Origin of the sequence: Streptomyces alkaliphilus, from assembly GCF_014141535.1 — a bacterium.
GTDB classification, from domain to species: Bacteria; Actinomycetota; Actinomycetes; order Streptomycetales; family Streptomycetaceae; genus Streptomyces; species Streptomyces alkaliphilus.
Map to the genome: position 1 here is coordinate 1 of NZ_VKHT01000366.1, position 4,671 is coordinate 4,671.

Genomic DNA, 4,671 nt, shown 5'->3' on the forward strand with positions numbered 1-4,671 from the left:
GGGGCGGGTCGGGACTCCGTTCATCGGGTGACCTCCTCATCGAGGGTCCGGTCCCCGGCGGTCCGGTCCCCGGCCGCGGCCTCGGGCGGACGACCGGTCAGCCGCAGGAAGACCTCGTCGAGAGTGGGACGGCGCAGCCCGATGTCCTCCACGAGCGTGCCGCGCTCGTGGAGCGCGCGGGTGACCTCGGCAAGGGCGGTGATCCGGTCCCGCACGGCGGCGTGCACGCGCGACTCGTCCTCCTCCACGACCGGCTCGGTGTCCGCGGCGACCCGGGCGAGGACCGCGGCCACGGTCGGCAGATCGACGGGCTCGCGGACGACGACCTCGATCCGGTCGCCGCCGACGGCCCGTTTGAGGCCGGTCGGGGTGTCCTCGACCACCTTGCGTCCGTTGTCCACCAGCGCGATCCGGTCCGAGAGGCGGTCCGCCTCGTCCAGGTAGTGGGTGGTCAACACCACGGTGGTGCCGCCGCGCACCAGCTCACGGACGGCCTCCCACACCTCCATCCGGCCGCGTGGATCCAGGCCGGTGGTCGGTTCGTCGAGGAAGAGCACCTCGGGGGCGAGGATCATGCTCGCCGCCAGGTCCAGGCGGCGGCGCATCCCACCGCTGAATGTGGCGGGGGCACGGTCGGCGGCCTCGGTGAGGTCGAACCGTTCCAGCAACTCCCCGGCGCGCCGCCGTGCCCGTCGGGCGTCGAGGTGGAAGAGACGACCGAACATCTCCAGGTTGCGTCGGGCGGAGAGGATCTCGTCCACGGCCGACTCCTGGCCGGTCAGGCCGATGCGGCGGCGAACCTCCCGGGGGGCGGTGATCACGTCGTGGCCGGCGACCACTGCGCGTCCCCCCGTGGGGCGCAGCAGGGTGGTGAGGATGCGGACACAGGTGGTCTTGCCCGCGCCGTTGGGGCCCAGGAGTCCGAGGACGGTGCCCCGGGGCACGGCCAGGTCGAGCCCGTCGAGAGCCGGCTTGTCGCCCCAGCTCTTGGTGAGTCCTTCGGCGAGCACCGAGTACCGGTCACCCGTGGGGTCGGGTGGGGGCAGCGGGAGAGGTGGTGAAGCGGGAGGAGGCGCGGAAGCGGACACGACGGAGAAACTCCCGGAGGTGATGTGTGGACGGTGGTGCGGCCCGGTGGGACGCGAGGTGCGGCACGAGAGACCACAAACGGCGTACTAAGTACGCAGCACACCATGATGCGTACACCGTACCCGGAAGTCAAGACTTCCCGGGTACGGTGTACGCATATCGGGGTGGGGACGGTGACCGGACGAAACGGACGCGCGGCTAGGATGACGCCACCATGACCACGGCACACAGCGGCAGCGGCGACCTCTCCCGGAGCATGGAACTCCTGTGGCGCGGCAAGGAGCCCTCCGGCCGCGGCCCGCGCCCCGGCCTGACCCTGGAGGCGATCGTCGACGCCGCGATCACCCTGGCCGACCGGGAGGGCATCCCGGCCCTGTCCATGCGCCGGGTCGCCGCGGAACTGGGTGTCGGCACCATGTCGCTGTACCGCTACATCCCCGGCAAGGGCGAACTCCTGGACCTCATGCTCGACCGGGTCCTGAGCCCCGGCCCCACCGGAACCGGCCCACCCCCGCCGGAGGCCACCGAGAACTGGCGAACCGCCATGGAATTCGTCGCCGTGAGCAGTTGGCGGCTCTACCTGGCCCACCCCTGGCTGCTCCAGGTCAACCAGACCCGCCCCGTGCTCGGTCCCAACGCGCTGGAAGGGCTCGAGTTCGTCCTGGAGGCACTGAACGGAATCGGCCTCCTCGACGCCGAGCGGATGGCCGTCATCATGGCGGTGGACCACTACGTCACCGGCACCGCCCGCACCTACGTCCTCCAGGCGGTGTCCGCCCGCGAGACCGGCGTCAGCGACGAGGAGTTCTGGGCGGCCCAGGGACCGATCCTCGGCGAGATCCTGGAGAGCGGTCGCTTCCCCCGACTCGCCGAACTGGACCCCGACAGCTTCTCCGTGGGGGGCGTACAGGCCCTGCGCTTCGGGCTCGACCCCCTCCTCGACGGCCTGGAGCGGTACATCGACGCCCGACGCCGCGGGGAACGCCCGGCACCGGATCTGGTCGTCCCCGGAGCCGGTAATCGGGAGGCCGACACCGACCCGAACGTCGACACCGACCCGGCCGACTCCCCGGAATCCGGTACCGGCGCCGCTTCCCCCGACACCCCGCCCGGGGGAAGCGAGGACACGCCCCCGGCGAACCGATGACGCCCGCCGGGCCGCCCGTGGGGCCGAGGGGGCCCGACGACCGCGCGGCCCGTCGCGTCGACGCGACGACGGCCCCGGGGCGTCGCTAGCCCCGACGCACCCCGGCTCCCCGGAACAACCGGCGCAGCGCCACCACCAGAACCGTGGCGGCGAGGACCGCCAGGACGGTCCGGGTCGGGAAACCCTCCTCGGCCGCCGCCCCGGCGTCCCCGGTGCCCTCCGTGCCCTCCGTGCCCTCGGCTGCCTCGGCTCCCCCGGCCTCCGGCGTGCTCCCCGGGGCCTCATCGGCCTCCCCGGCGGCCACCTCGTCCGGCAGCTGCCGGCCCCTCAACTCCACCGGCTGCACCCGGCTCATCGCGCCCTCGGAACCGAACATCAGCGTGCGACCGTCCGGGGTGAAGGTCACCGACTCGCCCTGCGGCTGAAGGGGAACGTTCACCACTCCGAGCGACTCCGGCTCCTCCCCCTCCGCCCAGCGGAAGATCTCGGCGTTGAAGTAGCCGCGCAGCACCAGCCGCGTGCCATCGGGGGAGAAGGCCCCGTCGGTCACCCACAGATCCGTGTCGTGGTGGCGGGTGAAGACGTTGGCGCCCTCGGTGCTCATCTCCTCCGGGCCGATGTAGACGGCGCCGCTGCCGTCCCGTCGCTTGCTGGCCAGGTAGACCCGTCCGCTGTCCGGGTGCACCATCAACGCCTCCGCGTCCCGCGGGCCGTCCTCCCAGGTCACCGTGTACACCGTCGGCGCGAGGGTGATGTCGGCGAGGGTCTCCGGCTCGGCGAAACGGTAGATCCACACGTGCGGCCACGCGCCGTCGAAGTTGTCACCGATGTCACCGACCCACAGGTCACCGTCCGGACCGAGGTGGATCGCCTCCACGTCCCGGAACTCCACACCCGTGAGCGTCACCGTGGCGACCGTTCGACCGGTGGTGCCGTCCACGGCGTAGATCTCGGGCGCGTAGTCGCTGTCGTTGTGCGTCCAGTAGACATTCGGATGACGATGGCTGGCCTGCAGACCGCTGGACTCCACGATCCGCGGATCCTCGATGGTGAACTCCCGCCGTGCCGCGGCCCCGTCACCTTCCTCGGCCACCGCCGGCGGAGCCGTGATCACCTCCGTGCCGGCGAACACCGAGACCACCAGCAGCACCATCAAAGCGAACCCGGCCGGGCCCGGCCGGGGACACCGACGGCCCCGCCGGGGGACACCGGGGGCCGGCACCCGGTCGCGGGAGGGGAACGCGGGAAAGGAGACGGAACGGCGACGCATGATCCCAGCCTGCCGGCACACGGCGGGTCCCCCGCACCGGTGCTTGCCCGGAGTGCGCTCCAGCACATTGACTGGTGCGCCATGAAGTACACACATCTGGGACGCACCGGCCTCAAGGTCAGCCGCATCGTGCTGGGGACGATGAACTTCGGACCCGAGACCGACGAGGCCGAGAGCCACACGCTGATGGACGCCGCCCTGGACGCGGGCATCAACTTCTTCGACACCGCCAATGTGTACGGGTGGGGGGCGAACAAGGGCCGCACCGAGGAGATCATCGGGAGCTGGTTCGCCAAGGGCGGCGACCGCCGCGACAAGGTGGTGCTCGCCACCAAGGTCTACGGCAGCATGCAGTTGGACGACAAGCCCGTGTGGCCGAACCACGACAAGATCTCGGCGCTCAACATCCGGCGGGCCGTCGACGCCAGCCTCAAGCGGCTGAACACCGATCACATCGACCTCTACCAGTTCCACCACGTGGACCGGGCCACCCCGTGGGAGGAGATCTGGCAGGCGATGGACGTGCTCGTGCAGCAGGGCAAGGTGCTGTACGTGGGGTCCTCCAACCACGCCGGATGGAACCTCGCACAGGCCAACGAGACCGCCGCCCGGCGCGGTTCGCTCGGCCTGGTGAGCGAGCAGTGCCTGTACAACCTGGTGGAACGGCGCGCCGAGATGGAGGTCATCCCGGCCGCGGAGGCCTACGGCATGGGTGTCATCCCGTGGTCGCCGCTGGGCAGTGGCCTGCTGGGCGGCGCGATCCGCAAGGAGCGGGAGGGTTCCGGGGCCGGCGGCCGCACGCTGCGAGCCCTGGAGAACACCGCTCTGCGCGAGCAGATCCAGGCGTACGAGGACCTGCTCGACAAGCACGGTCTGGAGCCCGGCGAGGTGGGTCTCGCCTGGCTGTTGACCCGACCGGGGGTGACCGGTCCCATCGTCGGCCCGCGTACCCGCGAGCAGCTCGACTCGGCCCTGCGGGCCGTGGAGCTGGAGCTGGGTGAGGAGGTCCTGTCGGGCCTGGAGGAGATCTTCCCCGGTCCCGGCCCCTCCCCGGAGGCCTTCGCCTGGTGACCTCCACGGGGTGGTGCGACGGGGATCATGCCGTCGCACCGCCCCGGGCGTCCCGAAACGTTCCCGGGAGCGTTCCCGGAAGGGCGGGGCGGGG

The 4,671-nt window shown here is 71.6% G+C and carries 4 protein-coding genes; 2 read left to right on the forward strand and 2 right to left on the reverse strand.

Annotated features, from left to right (window positions below):
• Window positions 1-20 precede the first annotated feature (20 nt).
• Entirely contained in the window at window positions 21-1,046 is a 1,026-nt protein-coding gene (locus tag FNQ90_RS13110) for an ATP-binding cassette domain-containing protein (protein ID WP_194432486.1), read from the reverse strand.
• A 257-nt stretch (window positions 1,047-1,303) separates the two neighbouring features.
• Between FNQ90_RS13110 and FNQ90_RS13115 the strand changes: the two genes are divergently transcribed.
• Window positions 1,304-2,236: a TetR/AcrR family transcriptional regulator gene (locus tag FNQ90_RS13115; RefSeq protein ID WP_182606543.1), complete on the forward strand. Its 933-nt coding sequence runs from the start codon at window positions 1,304-1,306 to the stop codon at window positions 2,234-2,236.
• An 85-nt stretch (window positions 2,237-2,321) separates the two neighbouring features.
• On the opposite strand, the gene FNQ90_RS13120 is transcribed toward FNQ90_RS13115, so the two are convergent.
• On the reverse strand, window positions 2,322-3,389 hold the full coding sequence (locus tag FNQ90_RS13120) for a TolB-like translocation protein (RefSeq protein WP_194432485.1): 1,068 nt from the start codon (window positions 3,387-3,389) through the stop codon (window positions 2,322-2,324).
• A 198-nt stretch (window positions 3,390-3,587) separates the two neighbouring features.
• Between FNQ90_RS13120 and FNQ90_RS13125 the strand changes: the two genes are divergently transcribed.
• A complete protein-coding gene (locus FNQ90_RS13125) occupies window positions 3,588-4,577 on the forward strand; it encodes an aldo/keto reductase (protein WP_143622004.1) in 990 nt (329 codons plus the stop codon).
• Window positions 4,578-4,671 lie beyond the last annotated feature (94 nt).